The sequence below is a fragment of the Gordonia hankookensis genome (genome assembly GCF_014673215.1).
Taxonomy (GTDB): domain Bacteria; phylum Actinomycetota; class Actinomycetes; order Mycobacteriales; family Mycobacteriaceae; genus Gordonia; species Gordonia hankookensis.
The window spans coordinates 330,418-348,964 of the sequence record NZ_JACWMS010000003.1 but is presented as its reverse complement, the minus strand read 5'-3'; the positions used below and the strand labels follow the sequence as shown (position 1 = coordinate 348,964).

At 67.0% G+C, this 18,547-nt stretch carries 14 protein-coding genes; 8 read left to right on the top strand and 6 right to left on the bottom strand.

Annotated elements, in window-relative coordinates:
• Positions 1-4: 4 nt before the first annotated feature.
• Positions 5-2,002 carry a sigma factor-like helix-turn-helix DNA-binding protein gene (locus tag IDF66_RS16055; RefSeq protein ID WP_190267716.1) on the bottom strand — a complete coding sequence of 666 codons (1,998 nt, stop codon included), beginning with the start codon at positions 2,000-2,002 and terminating at the stop codon, positions 5-7.
• Positions 2,003-2,180: 178 nt separating this feature from the next.
• A complete protein-coding gene (locus IDF66_RS16050) occupies positions 2,181-3,302 on the bottom strand; it encodes an isochorismate synthase (protein ID WP_190267715.1) in 1,122 nt (373 codons plus the stop codon).
• A 101-nt stretch (positions 3,303-3,403) separates the two neighbouring features.
• Here IDF66_RS16050 and IDF66_RS16045 point away from each other — a divergent pair, with 101 nt between their 5' ends.
• The 3 genes from IDF66_RS16045 to IDF66_RS16035 are packed head-to-tail and all read left to right on the top strand — an operon-like array spanning position 3,404 to position 6,320.
• Positions 3,404-4,435: a FecCD family ABC transporter permease gene (locus tag IDF66_RS16045; protein ID WP_190267714.1), complete on the top strand. Its 1,032-nt coding sequence runs from the start codon at positions 3,404-3,406 to the stop codon at positions 4,433-4,435.
• Complete coding sequence (locus IDF66_RS16040; protein ID WP_190267713.1) at positions 4,432-5,493, top strand: FecCD family ABC transporter permease; 1,062 nt, start codon at positions 4,432-4,434, stop codon at positions 5,491-5,493. The genes IDF66_RS16045 and IDF66_RS16040 overlap by 4 nt, the downstream gene beginning before the upstream one ends.
• A complete protein-coding gene (locus tag IDF66_RS16035; protein ID WP_164306951.1) occupies positions 5,490-6,320 on the top strand; it encodes an ABC transporter ATP-binding protein in 831 nt (276 codons plus the stop codon). Before IDF66_RS16040 ends, IDF66_RS16035 begins: the two co-directional genes overlap by 4 nt.
• Positions 6,321-6,361: 41 nt before the next feature.
• Here IDF66_RS16035 and IDF66_RS16030 read toward each other — a convergent pair whose 3' ends face one another.
• The 3 genes from IDF66_RS16030 to IDF66_RS16020 are packed head-to-tail and all read right to left on the bottom strand — an operon-like array spanning position 6,362 to position 10,181.
• Positions 6,362-7,903: a phospholipase C gene (locus IDF66_RS16030; RefSeq protein WP_190267712.1), complete on the bottom strand. Its 1,542-nt coding sequence runs from the start codon at positions 7,901-7,903 to the stop codon at positions 6,362-6,364.
• A 37-nt stretch (positions 7,904-7,940) separates the two neighbouring features.
• Positions 7,941-9,062: a hypothetical protein gene (locus tag IDF66_RS16025; protein WP_190267711.1), complete on the bottom strand. Its 1,122-nt coding sequence runs from the start codon at positions 9,060-9,062 to the stop codon at positions 7,941-7,943.
• The gene (locus tag IDF66_RS16020) at positions 9,063-10,181 is read right to left on the bottom strand and encodes a phosphotransferase family protein (protein WP_190267710.1); all 1,119 of its coding nucleotides are present in this window, start codon (positions 10,179-10,181) and stop codon (positions 9,063-9,065) included.
• A 187-nt stretch (positions 10,182-10,368) separates the two neighbouring features.
• On the opposite strand from IDF66_RS16020, the gene IDF66_RS16015 reads away from it, so the two are divergent.
• The 5 genes from IDF66_RS16015 to IDF66_RS15995 all read left to right on the top strand — a co-directional run bounded on the left by IDF66_RS16015 (position 10,369) and on the right by IDF66_RS15995 (position 17,256).
• Entirely contained in the window at positions 10,369-11,559 is a 1,191-nt protein-coding gene (locus IDF66_RS16015) for an oxygenase MpaB family protein (RefSeq protein WP_190267709.1), read from the top strand.
• 42 nt (positions 11,560-11,601) lie between these two features.
• Positions 11,602-13,911 carry an MMPL family transporter gene (locus IDF66_RS16010; protein WP_190267708.1) on the top strand — a complete coding sequence of 770 codons (2,310 nt, stop codon included), beginning with the start codon at positions 11,602-11,604 and terminating at the stop codon, positions 13,909-13,911.
• A complete protein-coding gene (locus IDF66_RS16005; RefSeq protein WP_190267707.1) occupies positions 13,865-14,632 on the top strand; it encodes a TetR/AcrR family transcriptional regulator in 768 nt (255 codons plus the stop codon). Before IDF66_RS16010 ends, IDF66_RS16005 begins: the two co-directional genes overlap by 47 nt.
• A gap of 35 nt (positions 14,633-14,667) precedes the next feature.
• Positions 14,668-15,525 (top strand): Bax inhibitor-1/YccA family protein, encoded by an 858-nt coding sequence (locus IDF66_RS16000; protein WP_164306958.1) that lies wholly within the window; start codon positions 14,668-14,670, stop codon positions 15,523-15,525.
• Between the two features lie 201 nt (positions 15,526-15,726).
• Positions 15,727-17,256, top strand: a complete 1,530-nt coding sequence (locus IDF66_RS15995; protein WP_190267706.1) for an MDR family MFS transporter — start codon at positions 15,727-15,729, stop codon at positions 17,254-17,256.
• Between the two features lie 63 nt (positions 17,257-17,319).
• On the opposite strand, the gene IDF66_RS15990 is transcribed toward IDF66_RS15995, so the two are convergent.
• The gene (locus IDF66_RS15990; RefSeq protein WP_164306960.1) at positions 17,320-18,543 is read right to left on the bottom strand and encodes an acetyl-CoA C-acetyltransferase; all 1,224 of its coding nucleotides are present in this window, start codon (positions 18,541-18,543) and stop codon (positions 17,320-17,322) included.
• Between the last annotated feature and the right edge of the window lie 4 nt (positions 18,544-18,547).

Genomic DNA, 18,547 nt, shown 5'->3' with positions numbered 1-18,547 from the left:
GAACTCAGAGCAGTGCCGAGTCGACGAGCTCGGCGAGGTCGTTCTCCTTGCGCTGGCGCAGCGCAGCGACGATCGTGCCGGGGTCGGCGTCATCCGGCAGCCAGAGGGATTCCCGGAGGGAGTCCAGCAAGAGCGACCGGGAGACGCGGCCACGCGGCCGGCGCCCCAACCGGGCGAGGATCTGCGATGCCGGTGAGCCGCGGCCGGGGTCGGCAGCCCTGACGTCGAACGTATCCGGGGTGAAATCGAGGAAGATCGGATCTCCTTCGGAGAGGCCGAGTTCCGTGACGAACCGCTTGATGGTTCCCGACCTCGCCTGGACCGACACCCACATGAACGACTGCGGACCGTGCCGTGTCTCGAGTTGTCGAGGCCTGCCCGGGGCGATGCCGACGATGCCGGCGAGCGCAGACGGCAGGTTGAAGGCCGATCCCTTGACGTGGGCGGAGGTCACTCTCGTCGACCAGTGGACGGTGTCACCATCGCGATACAGGCCTCGGGTCCGGGCGGGTGACTTCCGCGGTGAATACGGGCGTTTGCGGCGCATCACCATGTCGTCGCGGGTCACGAAATCGCCCGCACTGGCGTATGCCCGGACGCTGGCCGCGGTGACGTCGTAGTTTCCGGTGATCTCATCGATCACCATGGCGAGCGGGATGGGCTCGCCACGCGCCTTGGTGAGCAGCCGTTCGATCTGGACGTGGACGGGCACGTATTGCTCCATGCCCCAGCGTCGGAGCCCGTAACTGTTCCGGTCTGTCTTGACGACGCGTTCGTCGGTGACCAGCGCATTGCGCACCGACGACGGCGCACGGACGAACTCGCCGAGTCCTGCGACGATCTCGTCGAAGGTCTGTGGCTTGTGTGCGATCGACAGGACGGCGGCGACCAGATCTCCGGTCGAGGAAGTCGACGAGATCGCGTGGTCACCGAGAAACGAGTACCCGCTGCGATGTAACCAGCGTCGGGTGGCGTCGACGGAGAGCCCGAGGCCGTCGGCGACCGCACGGATCGGTGCGGTCTTCTCCGGGGTCGCTTCGGCATCGACGCAGGCGTGAGTCGCGGTGGTGGACTCCTTCAGGGTGCCACGGATGATCCAATCGTCGACGGCCATCAGGGCAGGCGCGGCGGCGGCCACGAGGCGCCAGATCGGCACGCCGAGCGCGTCAGCCGTGGCCCCCGACTCCGGTAGCTCGTCGACCAACGATTCGACGTCGATCACGGGATCGGCGAGGTCGACCATCGCCCCTTCCAATGCGTGCAGGCCGGGGATCTCGGTCAGTAGCGCTGACAGTCGATTCCGCAGGTTGCGATCGATCTGGGTCACCCGCTCGCGTGAGCTGCCCAGCATGCCTGCGAGTTCCGACTGTGTTCGGGGGTGGGAGGCGAGGATGCGGTCGTACAGTACGAGTCGGTCGCGTTCGGTGAGTGAGCTGACGAGATCACGCAGCTCTGCTCGACCGGTCGACGCCGACTGTTGTTGTTGCGCCGGGCGCTTCCCGTCCCGCACCACGCCGGATCTCGCCACGAGGCGAGCGATCAGATTGACCAGCGTGACCGGACCGATGCCGGGCAGCCGAGCGAGTTCGTCGACCGAGCGGGTCATGAGTTCCGAGATCGTGTCGACATCCCTCGCGCCGAGTTCCTCCCGCGCCGATCGCGGCAGTGGCAACGGCTCCGGGCCGGCCTGCACCTCGGGGAAATCGTCAATGAGTGGGCGCGACGACCGATCCGAGACGTAGCGCTCGGCGAGCCGGTGGCAGAAGCGTTCCAGGTTGACATCGGTCAGGGTGTCGGCGGGGGTGTTCTGGATCCAGGCGTTCACGACGATCTCGTCGTCGGCGAGTATCCCGGGCCCGTGCCGGTACTCCGACAGCCATGGCAACAGCTCGAACCATGGTCGGTCGGAGAGGGTTTCGTCACGGAGTCGGTCGGCGAGCCGGCGGTCGTCCGGAACCGCCGCCTCGGCGGAGGCCAGAACCTCGGAGGGGGACGGTGACATCGGTGGCTTCCCTGACTGTCGAGCATGGTGGCCGCCTGCGCGGTCGTGTCGCGGCGAGGTCGGACGTGGCCGCACACGTCGGGTCTGCGGCCGAGAATAGCCTATCGCCGTCACGCCTCGGTTGCCGAAAGTCATGCTCGTCGCCTCGCATGTCAGGAAGGTCGGGAAGGTCAGATCGTCATGCGGGAAGTTCGATGTCGAGGGCCGACAGCACGGTACGGAATTTCGCCGACGTCTCGGCGAGTTCGTCTGCCGGGTCGGATTCCGCGACGATGCCCCCACCCGCCCAGGTGATCAGCCCTCGTCCGTCCGGATCCAGGTCAGCGCAGCGGATGCTCACCATCCACTCGCCGTCGCCGCGTGCATCACACCAGCCGACCGCTCCGGCGTAGAACCCGCGGTCACCCTCGACGGACAGGATGTGGTCGCGGGCGGCCGGTGTCGGGGTACCGCAGATGGCCGGAGTCGGGTGCACGGCAGCGGCGAGGTCGAGTGCGGTCGTCCCGGGGTCTGCGATACGTCCGCGGATACCGGTGCCGAGGTGCCACATCGTGGGCGTCGAGGTGAGTGTGGGCTCCGCGGGGACTTCGAGGTCTGTACACAGCGGTGCCAGTGACGAGGCCAACGCCTCCACCACATAGCCGTGCTCGCGCCGATCCTTCGGTGAATCCGCCAGGCGGCGAGCGTTTTCCTGGTCGGCCGTCGGATCGGTGCTGCGGGGTGCCGAACCGGCGAGGGGGTGACAGGAGACGACATCGCCTCGTTTGTGAATCAGGACCTCGGGGGTCGATCCGACCAGGTGGTGACCTTCGTACTCGGACCCGGCAGCCGACAGGTCCGCAGCGAAAGCGTTACCCGCGTGGTCGCGAGCGGCCAGCCGAGCGGCCAGGTCCCAGGGTGACAGAGCGCTCGTCGCCTGAACGCTGAGCCGGCGGGCGAGGACCACCTTCGACATCCCGCCGCACGGGTCGGCGATGGCGCGCACCGCGTCGGCGACGTGCCGTTCGTGCTGCTCGGGCTCGGGGTGCGCCGCCGTCACCCGTGCTCCGACATCCGCTGTGGCCGGGCTCCGGCACCAGCGCCCGGGCCTCCGGCGGAAGTCGCGTGGTGCGATCAACGAGCAGGGGCGTCGTAGGTCGAAGGGCAAGGCGCCGACGATCGCAGGCGAATCGCCGTGATCGAGATGTGTGCGCGCGGCGTGGACCGAGTCGAAGTGGTGGCGCGCGCCCGAGGCGTATACATGCTCCTCCGGCCGGGACAGCAGGAAAACCGCATCGTGGTGGAGGTCATCGTCGGCCATGACGTCACAATCTACCAACAACGGTGTGTCTACGATAGGCTTTGCGACCGCGCCTGGTGGCTCCGACCGAACATGCCGACCGCCCGACAGAGGAGAGCTGAATGCAAGTCGTCACCGAGGAACGTTCGGTGGCCGCCTCCAACACACGGCGCGCGATCGGGGCAATCGTCGGAATCGGACTGCTCGTGGTGGTCTGCGCCCTCAGTATCGCGATCGGCGCCAAGACGATACCGATCGATACCGCGTGGCACGCGTTGTTCGCGTTCGATCATTCCGGTGATCAGATCATCATCCGCGAACTGCGTGTTCCCCGTACCGTTCTCGGACTCGTCGTCGGAATGGCGCTCGGAGTCGGCGGCGCGCTCATCCAGGGGATGACCCGTAACCCGCTCGCCGACCCGGGCCTGCTCGGTGTCAATGCCGGTTCCGCGTTCTTCGTCGCGATCGCCGTCGGTCTGCTCGGATTGACGGGAATCTGGTCGTACGTGTGGTTCGCCTTCGCCGGCGCGGCCATCGTGGCCGTGGTGGTGTACGTCTTGGGTTCCATGGGCCGGGCAGCCCCGTCGCCGATCCGGCTCACTCTCTCGGGTGTGGCGGTGAGTGCACTGCTCACCGGTATCACCACCGGCCTGACCCTGCTCGATCCCCAGGCGTTCGACGAAATGCGTTTCTGGCGAGCCGGTTCCATCGCCGGCCGCGATCTCTCGGTGACGGGTGCGGTTCTGCCCTTCATCGTCGCGGGCCTCGTACTGGCGGTGGTGGTGGCCCGGTCGCTGAACGCGCTGGCGCTCGGCGACGATGCCGCCCGGTCTCTGGGGGCGAATGTGACCCTGACCCGCGCTCTCGGCACGGTCGCGGTGACCCTGCTGTGCGGCGCAGCGACCGCGGCCGCTGGTCCGATCTCCTTTGTCGGTCTGATGATCCCGCATATCGCGCGCTGGATCGTCGGCCCCGATCAGCGCTGGATCGTGGCATACAGCGTCGTCGGCGGCGCGATCCTGGTGCTGCTCGCCGACGTGATCGGTCGGGTCGTCATCCGGCCGGGGGAGATGCAGGTCGGTGTGATCACCGCGTTCATCGGGGCGCCGGTTCTGATCATCCTGGTACGCAGGGCGAAAGCGAGCGGCCTGTGACCGGCACCGACATCGACTTCGGCCGTTCCGTGGTGGTCGTGCGCGGCCGGTCCGGAGTACCGTCCCTGCGGATCGGGGTTCGTGCGCTGACCGTCGTGCTCATCCTCGTCGCGCTCGCGCTGCTGATATCCGTCCTGGCACTGGGCACCGGTGACTATCACGTGCCGCCGGGGCGGGTGATCGAGACGATCTTCGGTGGCGGAACCCGATTCGAGCGGCTGGTGATCACGCAGTGGCGAGCGCCCCGGGTGGCGGCGGCCCTGGTACTGGGCGCCGCCCTCGGCATGAGCGGCGCGATCTTCCAGTCGCTGACCCGTAATCCACTCGGCAGCCCCGACATCATCGGGTTCAACACAGGTGCCTACACGGGTGCGCTGGTGATCATCCTCGTGGTGGGCAGCGATCACCGCTATGGCACGGCGGCGGGTGCACTCGTCGGTGGTGTCGCGACGGCCCTGGCGGTGTACCTGTTCGCGTTCAAGCAGGGAGTGCAGGGGTTCCGGCTCATCATCGTGGGGATCGGCATCTCGGCGATGCTGGCGTCGCTGAACACCTGGCTGATCCTGAAGGCCGATCTCGATGACGCGATGTCGGCGGCCACCTGGGGTGCCGGCACCCTCAACGGCATCACCTGGGCCGACGCGACGCCTGTGCTGGTGGTGATGGCGGTCCTGGTCCCGTTCGTCCTGATCGCCGGCTATCTCGGACCGCTGATGGAGATGGGTGACGACACCGCACGGTCTTTCGGCATACGTGTGGAGCCGACGCGCTTGTTCGTGATCGTGCTCGGCGTCGCACTGACCGCCGTCGCGACGGCGGTGGCCGGACCGATCGCCTTCGTCTCGTTGGCGGCACCGCAACTGGCACGCCGGCTGACTCGTAGCGCGGGTGTGCCGTTGGCACCTGCGGCGGCGATGGGGGCGCTGCTGTTGGTGGCGAGCGACTACATCGCCCAGCATGCGTTCGCCCCCACCGAGCTTCCGGTGGGTGTGGTGACCGCATCCATCGGCGGCGTCTATCTGATCTGGCTCTTGGCGCAGGAGGCGCGACGACAATGAGTACGACACCGCCCGGCACGGCACCGCACACGACGACACCTGGACATCGGCTCCGGGCCGACGAGATCACCATCGGTTATGACGAGCGGGTCATCAGCGAGTCGTTGTCCATCGAGATCCCGGATGGCGAGTTCACCGTCATCGTGGGGCCCAACGCCTGCGGCAAATCCACCCTGCTGCGGGCATTGTCGCGACTGCTCAAACCGCGGTCGGGGGCAGTGGTCCTCGACGGCCGGTCGATCAGTTCGTATCCGGCCAAGGAGGTCGCCCGGCGGCTTGGGCTGCTCCCGCAGACGTCGGTTGCGCCCGAAGGGATCCGGGTCGCCGAGCTCGTCGCACGGGGGAGGTTCCCGCGCCAGTCCATGTTCCGGCAATGGACGCCCGAGGACGAGACCGCGGTGCAGGACGCGATGACCGCGACCGGCGTCACAGATCTCTCCTCCCGGCTTGTCGACGAGTTGTCGGGAGGTCAGCGCCAACGCGTGTGGGTCGCAATGGTGCTGGCCCAGGAGACACCACTCGTCCTGTTGGACGAGCCGACCACGTTCCTCGACATCGCCCATCAGATCGAACTCCTGGATCTGTGTGCCGAGCTCAACCGTGCGCGCGGCCGCACCATGGTGGCGGTGCTGCACGACCTCAACCACGCGTTCCGGTACGCCGATCACCTCGTCGCGATGAAATCCGGGCGTATCGTCGCGCAGGGCAGGCCCGCCGAGATCGTCGACGCCGAGCTGATCGAGGACGTCTTCGGACTCCGGTGCCGGATCATCGACGACCCGGAATCCCATACACCGCTGGTCATCCCACGGCTGCGAGGCACATGATGCCGGCTTCGAGAAGTATGGCCATGGGTTCATCGGAGGAATCAGACGATTCCGCTGGGTGCCCTTCTGGTCCCGGGTTGCTGCCGGGGCATGTGGTTGGGTGGCACCGGATAGGGGCGCCCACGTCCGAGAGTTCCTGCGGCGACGTTCGGTCCGCAGCCGAGCAGCGCGTTCTGGGCGCCGGGAACCGGGTCGCCGAATCGCGGACGAGTCGCGTTGGGCCGGTGGGCGAAGTCGAACACTGACGTCATGTCGCCCACGGTCTTCCGGCGCCAGGGCGTCAGGTTGGGGACGTCGACGCCGAAGCGCTTCTCGATCAATCGGAGTTGTGACGTGTGGTCGAAGGTCTCCGATGCCACCAGGCCGCCGCGGCTGTACGGCGAGATCACGAAGCAGGGGACCCGGTAGCCAAGCCCGATCGGACCGCGAATCCCCTTCGACGCCGGCACTTTCGCGATATCGGGCACGCTGACGAACTCGCCCGCGGTACCCGCAGGCGGTGTGGGCGGGGTGACGTGATCGAAGAAGCCGCCGTTCTCGTCATAGGAGATGATGAGGGCCGTCTTCTCCCACACCGCGGGGTTGGAGGTGAGGATGTTGAGGAGTTCGACGATCCCCACTGCTCCCAGGGCGGCAGGGAGGGCCGGGTGCTCACAGTTGATCGCCGACGGGATCACCCAGGAGACCTTCGGCAGGCGATCGGCTGCGACATCGGCGGCGAAGTCGTTGGGGTACGTCGGCGCGATGCCACGGCGGGCCAGTTCCGAACCCGGGTTCTGCGCCTGTGTGAAGCATCCCATCATCCCGTCCAGGACGACCGACGACACCGGTCCGAGATCTCGGTTGTTGTAGATCTTCCAGCTCACCCCGGCGTCGCGCAGGTTCTCCGGCATGGTGCGCCACGAGTAGACGAACTTCGGTATCAGCGTGGGGGTTTCGAGCAGCGGGCCGCCGTGGGCGCCCGTCGGGTCGATGCTCGCACTCATCCAATAGAGGCGGTTCGGATCCGTGGGCCCGAGGACCGAGCAATGGTAGTTGTCGCACAGCGTGAACGCCTCGGCGAGCGATCGGTGGACGGGGATGTCCTCCCGCTCGTAGTAGCCCATCAGGGCGGGGGCGTTGGCCGGCCCCACCGACTCGATCGACATCGGCAGCCAACCGTCGTTGCGTCCGCCGTTCCACGACCGGTGCATACCCTCCCACGAGTGGTCGGGATCGTTGATGCACTCGCCGTCGAGGTTCGCATCGTTGCGGGTGTCGAGCCGGAACGGCAGGGTGTGGCCGCGGCTGGTGGGGCCGACTCCGGGCGCCCAGCCGCGCTGCTTCCAGGCCGCGGACTTCTCACCGAATCCCCGTACGCCGGAATAGGTTCCGAAATAGTGGTCGAACGACCTGTTCTCCTGCATGAACAGGACGACGTGTTCGATGTCGCCGAGCGATCCCGTTCCGGCCGGGTCGGCCGATGCGTATGCCCGGTCGATGATGGGCCCGGCCCAGGAGGTCAGCAGGGCGCCACCTCCGACCGCACCCACCCGGGCGAGGAACTCGCGGCGTGACAGACCTGCAAATGGCGCACCCGCCATGTTCGTTTCCCCTCGGCAGACGATGCCTGTGAGCTGTTCAGGCCGGGTCAGTGTACTCGCTGAAACCGTATTGTTGGTGCGGTCCGATCGCGGCGAATTCGAACAGACCATCACCGGTTTCTTCTGTCTCGCCGTCGAACAGGGCGAAACGGGCGTAATGGTCGGTGACGCAGAACATCTTCATGGTCGGATCGAGTTCGGGCACCTGCAGGTGCAGGTCCTCGACCTTCAGCTCGCCCTGCCACATGCCGTGCCGCCAGTCGGGTTCGAGTCCGTAACCGGTGCCGAACGCCAGGTAGTTGGCCAGCTGGGGGTGGCAGGTGACGGTGATGACCGCGCCCGAGGGCCGTGTGAACGTCAGGGTCGCCTCTGCCGTTTCACGCGTGCCGGGGATGAAGGTGATCTGGTGTGAGACGTGTCCGAGCCATTCGGGTTCACGGTCCGGGTCGCGCCAGACCCGTCGCGCATCGCCCATCACGCGCTCACCGGTCTCGGTCTCCTGGGTGACCACCACGATCGAGTGCTCGGCGAACTCCATCACCGAATAGATCCAGAAGAAGGTCCCCGAGATGTTTGCATCGGCCCGGCGCCCGGGCGGTTCGGCCTCGCCAACCGGGCGGACTCCCCACGACCGGTCGCGGTTGCCACGCCAGCTGTCCGGCTCGACGTCGAATCGTGTGCCGTCGACGGTCAATTCGCCGGACCACTTGCCCACCTGGACGAAACGTTGCGTGTCGAAGGTGACGCGCTCGACCTGCCTGAGAAAATGGCGTGGTTCGAGGGCGGCGGGACCGGTGGCGTCGAAGATGAGATCGAAGGAGAGGTCGCCGTGGCCGGCGTCGAGGGCAACGCGCAGGCGTTGCAGGCCGTCGAGGATCTCGATGGTGAACGGACCGACCCGCAGGTCGCCGCGGTCGGCCCCCAGGGCGCGTGACGCTCGGACCACGATGTGCTCGTCGTGGTGACGGACGACCGCAAAGCAGTCTGTGACGCCGAGGTTGGGATAGACCCCGAGACCCACGATGAGCCACGGTGAGTCGGATTCCGGCCCATGACAATTGAAGTAGTAGCGGTCGTAGAAGTTGCGGTCGGAGGTCTGGACGTGGCGGACCACCTCGGCGACCTGATGGATGGGGTAGTCGTCCATCGGTGACAGCATCTATCCGACCTTCTCCCAGTAGGTGCCCTCGAGCATGGCTTCGAGGGTCGCGCGGTGCAGGATCATGTCGTCGGGATCGGCGGGTTCTTCGGCCTGGCCGAAGTGGATGGCACGTGACTGGATCCGGTACATGACGACGGCATGGATGAGGGCTCCGTAGGTGATGTAGAAGTCGAGATCGAGTGGCTGATGTCCGCTCTTGCGGCCATAGGCCGCGGCCACCTCGTCACGACGCAGGAAATCGGGCAGTCCGGGTAGGCCTGCCATCTCGGCCAGATCCTGGAAGAACCGGTGCAGGAAGATCATCCACGCCACGTCCAGCTCACGTGGTCCGTACGCGGCCATCTCCCAGTCGAGTACCGCAGCCGGAGCGAAATCCTGATAGATGATGTTGCCGATCCGGGCGTCGCCCCACGACAGCACCGGATCGGTCTCGTCCGGGATGTTCTCGGCGACCCAGGCGAACCCGCGCTCGATCAACCCTGATCCGGCCCGGCCGTCCGATGCCCACGCGTAGAAGTCGCGCAGCCGTCGGATGTGGGCGCGCAGGGGAGTCTCGCCCGGCCCGGGCTGATCCAGCAGCTCATGCGGCACGGGCGCGGAGTGGATCATCGCCAGGGTCTCTATCGTCTTCTCGGTCAATGTCGCCCGCTGCTCCGGCGTCGCGTCGCTCATCCACGAGCCGAAGGTGTAGGGCATCACATCCGGCGGCACCTGTCCGTCGACGCGGCCCATGATGAAGAACGGGGCGCCGAGCGGGCGGGGATCGGGTTCGGACCAATAGAGCTTCGGAAGGGCCACATACGTGCTCGACGCCACGTGGCCGATGATCCGGAACTGGCGGTCGAGGTCATAGGCAGGGAAGACCGGATCGCTCTCGGCGAGCGGGGCGACACGGACCACGAGTGGGTGTTCGGTGTCGTCCCAGCGGGCGTCGAGGACGATCGTCTCGCTGGACATCCCGTTCGCCGATGGGATCTCCAGTCGGGTGACGGTCACCGGCGAGTCGACGACGGTGTTCAACCAGTCTGCGAGGCGGGCGCGGAGCCAGTCGGGGTCGCGACGCGACGACGTCGGGCGTGCGACCTCGTTGGGGTCTGCTGAATCGGTATCCGGCATAAGGGCATCCATCGGACGAGTGCGGGTGGGGCGGACAGAATTAGAACACGTTCCATCCCGCCTTGTCTGCTGACTCGAAGAGTTCGTCCGTGGGGCGGTCGACTGCACCGAGCGACCCATACGACACGCTCCCCGGCAGCACCGGATGGTGCTTGACCTGCGTACATGCGGTGGTCACCATGGTGGTATGGACGCCGCGTCGATCACCGGGGCGCGCAATTGGGATGCGGTCCGGCAGCGTCACCCCGAGTTGGTGGATCGCCTCGAGGTCGGTCTGTCGCGGTCCGATGCGCTCGCGGATGCCGTGATCGCGCAGATGCACGAACGCGACGTCTCGTGGATGCGATTGCTTGCATGCGTGGAGGCCGGCGCCGACGATCCGGCGACGTTGCCGACCCTCGCGGAACTGATGCGATCGGCGAGCGAGCCTCCGCCGTGGTTCGACCGGGCACTGGCCGAGGCCGGTGCGCGCGCGTGGTGGCGGTTCGGCACGCTGCAGTCGTCGACGTTGTATCAGTCGCTGATCTATGGCTATAAGGCGCAGGGTTTCGTCCGGCCGCTGGCCGCGACGGGCCGGCTCGGCGACGGGACGCTCGAGCGGGTTCAGAACACGGCGCGCTGGGTGGCGGAGGCGACAGCGCCGGGCGCCATGCGTCCGGGCGCCCCCGGATGGGTGGCGACCATCCGAATCCGCTTGCTGCACGCGTTGATCCGTGACCATCTGCTGGCCGACCGAGGCGGCACCGGGGAAGTCTGGGACGCCGACTCGTGGGGCGTGCCGATCAACCAGACCTATTCGGCCCTGACCATCGGTGGGGGCTTTCTCGTGCTACCGCTGATCGTCGCGCGCGACCTGGGGATCCACTACAGCAGCGCCGAGCGTGAGGCGATCACCCATCTCTGGCGATGGATCGGCTGGGTGATCGGGGTCGACGACCGATGGCTGCCGACCGACTTCGCCGGAGCCCGTGAACTGTTCGCCGTCGCGGCAGAATTCGAGCTGGAACCCGATGCGGCCTCGAAGACCTTGACCCGTGCTCTGCTGCGGGACGGCTACGATCTGCAGAACGCGATCCCGCTCCCCGGACCGGTGGTGTCGATGATGGGACTTGTGATCAAACCGGTTCTCTCCACGTCGTTCTCGTCGATCAGTACCCGCTGGATGGAGCAACCGGCGGCAGGCGCCATGGGATTGCGCCGAACACCCCTCCATCACCTGGTGGATGTGGCCCGCCCGGCCGTTCGCCTGCGCGAGGTCTTGCGTGCGACCGGTCTGCTGGGTTCCGAGACCGCCGTCGTCCGCCGGGAGCTGAGGACGGTGCGCCGAGGTCTGGGGATGCCCGCATTGGACGCCGGGCCGTTGACCGAAGTCGGTTAATGTTGATAACTTAACGCCGATAAGCGACCCTGGGGAGTGCGAATGTCGGCGAGGCTGACGCGACTGATCATCAAGGCGCCGAGGGCGGTGCTGGCTGTCGGCGTCCTGGTCCTCGCGCTGGCGGGTCTGTACGGCGCGCCGGCGGCCCACCACCTGCTCGCCGGTGGCTACAGCGATCCGAACTCGGGTTCGGCGCGCGCCGACCAGGTTCTCGACGAGACCTTCCATCGCGGCGGACTGCAGGTGGTGATCAAGCTCGACGGGCCGGCCGGGATGAACATGGCGACCGATCCGGTCGCCCGGCAGGTCGGCACCGGGATCGTCGACGAGCTGGAACGCCGCGATGATGTGCAGAGCCCGATCCTCTCGATCTGGCAGAACCCGAACCTGGCCCCGGCCCTGGTGAGCCGCGACTCCACCTCGACCCTGATCGTCGCGACCCTCGACGGTGGGGAGGAGCTGGCGCCCGAGCGCGCCGAGCAGATCGCCGATCTGTTCTCCGGTGAGCAGCAAGGGATCTCCATCCGGGTCGGCGGGCAGGGGCTGGTGTTCGGTCAGGTCAACGCGCAGACCACGAAGGACCTGGCCAAGGCCGAGGCGATCGCGATCCCGATCAGTTTCCTCGTCCTGATCGTCGTGTTCGGTGGCCTGGTGGCGGCCGCCCTGCCGGTGATCATCGGGATCGTCGCGATTGTCGGCACCTTCGCGTTGCTCCGCCTGATCGCGGAGTTCGCCGATGTCTCGATCTTCGCCCTCAACCTCACCACCGCGATGGGGCTGGCGTTGGCCATCGACTACACGCTGCTGATCGTGACGCGATATCGCGAGGAGGTCGCCTCCGGCGCGCAACGTCGCACCGCCATCGCGACGACGATGGCGACGGCCGGCCGGACCGTGACGTTCTCGGCGGTGACCGTCGCGCTCTCGCTCGCGGCCCTGGTGATCTTCCCGATGTACTTCCTCCGGTCATTCGCCTATGCCGGTATCGGTGTCGTACTGGTCGCGTCGGTGGCCGCGCTGATCCTGACCCCGGCGATCCTGCTGGTGCTCGGCGACCGCGTGGACGCGCTCGACGTGCGCAGGCCGGTCCGCAGGCTGTTCCGCCGACCGGAGCCGACGGCACACGCGATCGAGGAGACCCGGTGGTATCGATCGGTGCAATTCGTCCTTCGGCACGCGGCGCCGGCCGCCATCGTGGTGACGGCACTGCTCCTCGTCCTGGGAGCACCGTTCTTCGGGCTTCGCTTCGGCTTCCCCGACGACCGGGTGCTGCCCGCCTCGGCGTCGTCGCACGCGATCCAGCAGGAGATCCGTGAGGACTATGCGCAGAACCTCTCGTCGTCGGTGACCGTCGTCGCCTCGGGGGTTTCCGACCAGGCCGCTCTCGCCCGGTACACCGCAGCGCTCTCCGAGGTCGGACAGGTGAACTCGGCGACGTCGTCGGCGGGCACATTCGTCGACGGTCGATCGGTGGCCCCCGGGGGCACCGCCGACACCCGAGGCGACGTCTCCGTGATCACCGTGTCGACCCATCTGGAGCCCATGCGCGACGACGGTCTGGCGCAACTCGACCAGTTGCGTGACGTCGGTGTCCCCGAGGGTGCCGACGTACTGTTCACCGGCCTCGCGGCCACCAACGAGGACACGGTCGACGCGATCTATGACCACCTACCGTGGGTCCTGGCGACCATTGCGATCGCCACCTTCATCCTGCTGTTCTTGTTCACCGGCAGCGTTGTGCTACCGCTCAAGGCGCTCGTCCTCAACGTGCTGTCGCTGACCGCGACATTCGGTGCGATGGTCTGGTTCTTCCAGGACGGGCATCTCGGCGGATTGGGTACCACGTCGACCGGGTTTCTCGTCGCGACGATCCCGATACTCATGTTCTGCATCGCCTTCGGTCTGTCCATGGACTACGAGGTCTTCCTCCTCGGACGTATCCGCGAGGAGTGGCTGGCATCGGATGGAAGCCGGGCGGCGAGCGACCATGCGGTGGCGGTCGGCCTGGCCCGGACCGGTCGGGTGGTGACCGCGGCTGCGCTCCTGATGAGCATCGTGTTCGCCGGCATCGCGGCCTCTGAGGTCTCGTTCATGCGTATGTTCGGTGTGGGGCTGACCTTGGCCGTCCTGATGGACGCGACCCTGATCCGGATGGTGCTCGTGCCCGCGTTCATGCGATTGGCCGGGCGCGCCAACTGGTGGGCCCCGGGGCCGCTCGCGCGCCTGCACGATCGGATCGGGTTGTCTGAATCGGTCGCTCCGCAACCGAGCGACCCGACAGGACTCACGTCGACCCAGGAGAACAGTGCGCAGCACGACGAAACGAACCCGGTCACCCCGCGGGTCCGGTGAGCTCCTCGCCGAGGAGATCATCGCCTCTGCCACCTCGCTCCTTCTCGAAGAGGGAGATGACGCCGCGGTGTCCATCCGTGCGGTCGCCGGCCGCGTCGGGGTGACCCCGCCGTCGATCTATCTGCACTTCGCCGACAAGGACGCCCTGCTCGATGCCGTGTGTGCACGTTATTTCGAGCAGCTCGACGGCGTGCTCGGCGAGGTGTCCGATGGCATCGACGATCCGCTCGAGCGGGCTCTGCAGCAGGGGCTGGCCTATGTGCGATTCGCCGTGGAGACGCCCGTCCTGTACCGGTTGGCGTTTCGGCAGGCGCCGCCCGGCGGGGGCGGGGCCTCGATGGTCGACGAGGTGTTGGCGGCGTCCGCGTTCGCCCGGATATCGGCGACCGTGACCGAGCTGGCAGGCGAAGGGTTCTTCCCGATGTCCGACGTCACCGAAGTCGTGCTCGAGTTCTGGTCGGCAGCTCACGGGGTGGCGTCCCTGATGCTCGCCAAACCGGGTCTGCCCTGGGGCGATGACCTGGCTCTCGCCGAATCGCTGATGCGTTCGGTCTGCCTCGGACGCGCTTCGTTGGGCGTCCTGGGTGCGGCGAGCGAGCCGTGCGACGTGCGTGCATGGTTGGGCAGGCAACGTTTGGACAATGGTGACAACGAGGCTGTCGCACGACATGAAAGTCAAGAGAAGGTAAAGTCGGAACTCGATAGCAGTCGTACCCGTTGACAGGGCAGACACCACAAGCAAAAAGGAGCACGTACGTGCGAGAGAGCAGCAATCCGGTTATGCGCGGCGTCGTCCGCGATAACCAGACCGGCTACGCCGGTTTCGGCGCCGGAGCGGCCGCCGCCGGTCAGGGTGCCATGTGGAATCAACAGGGGCAGCAGACCGATCCATACACGCGTCCGGCCGCGCCGGTCACCCGCCAGCTGACGATCGACGATGTGGTCACCAAGACCGCGATCACGCTCGGCGTGCTGACCATCTCGGCCATCGCGACCTACTTCCTGGTCGACCAGAACGTCGGGCTCGCATCCCCCTTGATGCTCGTGGGTGCGCTCGGTGGACTCGCACTGGTCCTGGTCGCCTCGTTCGGGCGCAAGCAGGACAACCCGGCGATCGTGCTCGGGTACGCGGTCTTCGAAGGACTGTTCGTCGGCTCCATCTCGTTCGTCTTCGCGAACATGGTGGTCGCCAACGACACCTCTGCCGGGGCGCTGATCGGGCAGGCGGTGCTGGGCACGTTCGGAGTGTTCTTCGGAATGCTGCTGGTCTACAAGGTCGGCGCGATCCGCGTCACGCCGCGGTTCACCCGCATGTTGTTCGCCGGCATGATCGGCGTCATCGTCTTGATGCTGGGCAACCTCGTGATCGGACTGTTCAACGGCGGCGAGGGCTTCGGCCTCCGCAACGGTGGACCTCTGGCGATCATCTTCTCGCTGGTCTGCATTGCGCTCGCCGCATTCAGCTTCCTGCTCGACTTCGACGCTGCCGACCGGCTCATCCGGGCCGGTGCACCGGAGCGCGCCGCCTGGGGTGTCGCGCTGGGCCTCACCGTCACGCTGGTCTGGCTCTACGTCGAGATCCTGCGCCTGCTCAGCTACTTCAACTCGGACTAGCCTCACAGACCGGAGACCCCGCGCCGCATGTATTGCGGCGCGGGGTTTTTGTGTGGGGCATGGGGTTCGCCGAAAAACCACTCGCCAGGCCCGGTCACCGTTGATAGCGTTCTGATCCATGTGGTGAGCAGTGGCAGTGCGGCCGATGAGTTCCGCCGCCGTAGCCGGTCAAACAATCCATCGCCATCGACCCGTCGGTCGATGGCTTCTTTCCGGAAAGGACTCCCTGTGACTGCCACCGGCACGTCGTCACCCACCGACGACCGACTGTCGCGTCAGAACCTGCTCCTGATCGGCGTCCTGTTGGTCGCCTCGTTCGTGGTGATCCTCAACGAGACCGTCATGAGCATCGCGATCCCGGTGCTCCAAGAGGATCTGGGCGTCGACCCCAGTGTGGGTCAATGGCTGACGACGGCCTTCCTCCTGACCATGGCGGTCGTCATCCCGCTCACCGGCTTCCTGATCCAGCGAGCGGGAGCCCGGGTGTTGTTCATCGCCGCGATGTCGGCGTTCACCGTCGGTACCTTCATCGCGTTCGCGGCGCCGGGGTTCGAGGTGCTGCTGGTCGCGCGGGTGATCCAGGCGCTCGGCACCGCCATCATGCTGCCGCTGCTGATGACCACGGTGATGACCGTCGTCCCCGAGGCGAGGCGCGGGGTGATGATGGGCAACATCTCGGTGGTCATCGCGGTCGCCCCGGCGCTGGGCCCGACGGTGTCGGGCTTCATCCTGGATCACTTCGGATGGCGCTGGATCTTCGGCTTCGTCGGTCCGATCGCACTGGTGGCGCTCATCGTCGGCGGTGTGCTCGTCCGGCCCGTCGGGGAACGGATCAAGACCCCGATCGACTATCTGTCGATCCCGCTGGCAGTGCTCGGTTTCGGCGGCCTGGTCTACGGGCTCGCCGGGATCGGAGAATCGGCGGAGGCGGGATCGTCGATGCCGCTGTGGGTCCCGTTCACTGTCGGTGGCCTGGCGCTCGCCGCATTCATCGGCCGCCAGCTCGCCCTGCAGGGACGGGATCGTGCTCTGCTGGACCTTCGGGTGTTCAAGTCCGGGCAGTTCTCGCTCGCGATGGGGGCCATGGTCGTCGCGATGGGGACCATGCTCGGCACGTTCATCGTGGTGCCGTATTTCGCGCAGACCGTCCTCGGGCTCGACCCGCTGACGACCGGTCTGCTGACGCTGCCCGGTGGCCTCATCATGGGACTTGCCGGACCGCTCGTCGGGCGGATCTACGACATGTACGGGCCGCGGGTCCTCGCAGTCCCGGGCGCGATCATCGTGAGTGCCGCGGTCTGGATGCTCGTCTTCGTCAGCCCGTCGACATCACTGTGGTGGCTGCTGAGCGCCAACGCCCTGTTGTGCCTGGGGCTCGCCGCGACCTTCACGCCGCTGATGACGCTCGCGCTCGGGTCCGTCGAGCCGCGGCTGTACTCGCACGGCTCAGCCGTGCTGGGTACCTTCCAGCAAGTGGCGGGTGCCGCAGGCACGGCGTTGTTCATCACCGTGATGACCGTGGTGTCGACGGCCGACCAGACCGCGGGCGTCGCCGAGGCGGAGGCGATCAGTCACGGCGTGCAGCGTGTGTTCACCGTTGCCGGATGCCTGAGCATCGCGCTGATCGTCATCGTGCTGTTCGTGCGACGACCGCAGGCGCCGGTGGAGTTCGCCGACGACATGTCCGGCGGCCCGCTCGACGCGGATGCGGTACTGCCCGAAAGGGTCTGACAAGAAAGGTCCGGGGCCGTCGGACGATTCCGACGGCCCCGGACCTTGTGTCTTGAGCCGGGATCAGCTGAGGCGCTCGAGCACCATCGCCATACCCTGACCGCCACCCACACACATCGACTCGATGCCGAAGGTCTTGTCCTGGGTCTGCAGGTTGTTGAGCAGGGTGGTGGTGATGCGCGCGCCGGTCATGCCGAACGGGTGCCCGAGCGCGATCGCGCCGCCCGAGATGTTCAGCTTGTCGTGGTCGATGCCGAGTTCGGCGGCCGAGCCGAGCACCTGGACGGCGAATGCCTCGTTGATCTCGACGAGGTCGATGTCGGAGATCGACTTGCCGGAGATCCGGAGGACCTTGCGGATCGCCTCGATCGGCCCGAGACCCATGATCTCGGGCGACAGGCCGGTGGCCGCGGTCGCGACGACCCGGGCGAGCGGGGTCAGGCCCAGTTCCTTGGCCTTGGTGTCGCTCATGATCACCAGGGCGGCCGCGCCGTCGTTGAGCGGGCAGGCGTTGCCTGCGGTGATCGTGCCGTCGGGCCGGAACACCGGCTTGAGCTGCGACACCTTCTCGTAGGTTGTTCCGGCGCGCGGTCCGTCGTCGGTGGTCACCGTGGTGCCGTCGGGAAGGGTGACCGGATCGATCTCACGCTCGAAGAAGCCGGACTTGATCGCTTCCTCGGCGCGGTTCTGGCTGAGCACACCCCAGCGATCCTGATCCTCGCGGGAGATCCCGGTGAAACTCGCGACGTTTTCCGCGGTCTGGCCCATCGCCATGTAGACGTCGGGGATCAGTCCGTCCTTGCGAGGGTCGTACCACGTCGGCGCGCCGCCCTCGGCGGCCTTCTCGGTGCGCGCCATGGCCTCGTCGAACACCGGGTTCTTGGAGTTCGGGGCGCCGTCTGCGCCGCCGGAGATGCCGAAGCTCGACACACTCTCGACGCCGCCGGAGATGATCACGTCGGCTTCGCCTGCCTTGATGGCGTGCAGCGCCATCCGGGTGGTCTGCAACGACGACGAGCAGTAACGGTTGACCGACACACCCGGCACATGATCGAGGCCGAGTTCGACGGCGATCACACGGGCGATGTTGTAGCCGCCCTGACCACCGGGCTGACCGATGCCCCAGTGAATGTCCTCGATGTCGGCGACGTCGAGTTCGGGCACCTTCGCGAGCGCGGCGGCGACCATCTGGCGGGAGAGCTCGTCCGGCCGGACGTCTTTGAGGGATCCCTTGCCGGCGCGGCCGATGGGGGAACGGGCATGGGCGACGATGACTGCTTCAGGCATGCCG

Excerpts from the sequence above, each read along its gene's own strand:
- IDF66_RS16055 (WP_190267716.1), bottom strand. The coding sequence starts at position 2,002 with ATGTCACCGTCCCCCTCCGAGGTTCTGGCCTCCGCCGAGGCGGCGGTT.
- IDF66_RS16050 (WP_190267715.1), bottom strand. The coding sequence starts at position 3,302 with ATGGCCGACGATGACCTCCACCACGATGCGGTTTTCCTGCTGTCCCGG.
- IDF66_RS16045 (WP_190267714.1), top strand. The coding sequence starts at position 3,404 with ATGCAAGTCGTCACCGAGGAACGTTCGGTGGCCGCCTCCAACACACGG.
- IDF66_RS16035 (WP_164306951.1), top strand. The coding sequence starts at position 5,490 with ATGAGTACGACACCGCCCGGCACGGCACCGCACACGACGACACCTGGA.
- IDF66_RS16030 (WP_190267712.1), bottom strand. The coding sequence starts at position 7,903 with ATGGCGGGTGCGCCATTTGCAGGTCTGTCACGCCGCGAGTTCCTCGCC.
- IDF66_RS16025 (WP_190267711.1), bottom strand. The coding sequence starts at position 9,062 with ATGCTGTCACCGATGGACGACTACCCCATCCATCAGGTCGCCGAGGTG.
- IDF66_RS16020 (WP_190267710.1), bottom strand. The coding sequence starts at position 10,181 with ATGCCGGATACCGATTCAGCAGACCCCAACGAGGTCGCACGCCCGACG.
- IDF66_RS16015 (WP_190267709.1), top strand. The coding sequence starts at position 10,369 with ATGGACGCCGCGTCGATCACCGGGGCGCGCAATTGGGATGCGGTCCGG.
- IDF66_RS16010 (WP_190267708.1), top strand. The coding sequence starts at position 11,602 with ATGTCGGCGAGGCTGACGCGACTGATCATCAAGGCGCCGAGGGCGGTG.
- IDF66_RS15995 (WP_190267706.1), top strand. The coding sequence starts at position 15,727 with ATGGCTTCTTTCCGGAAAGGACTCCCTGTGACTGCCACCGGCACGTCG.
- IDF66_RS15990 (WP_164306960.1), bottom strand. The coding sequence starts at position 18,543 with ATGCCTGAAGCAGTCATCGTCGCCCATGCCCGTTCCCCCATCGGCCGC.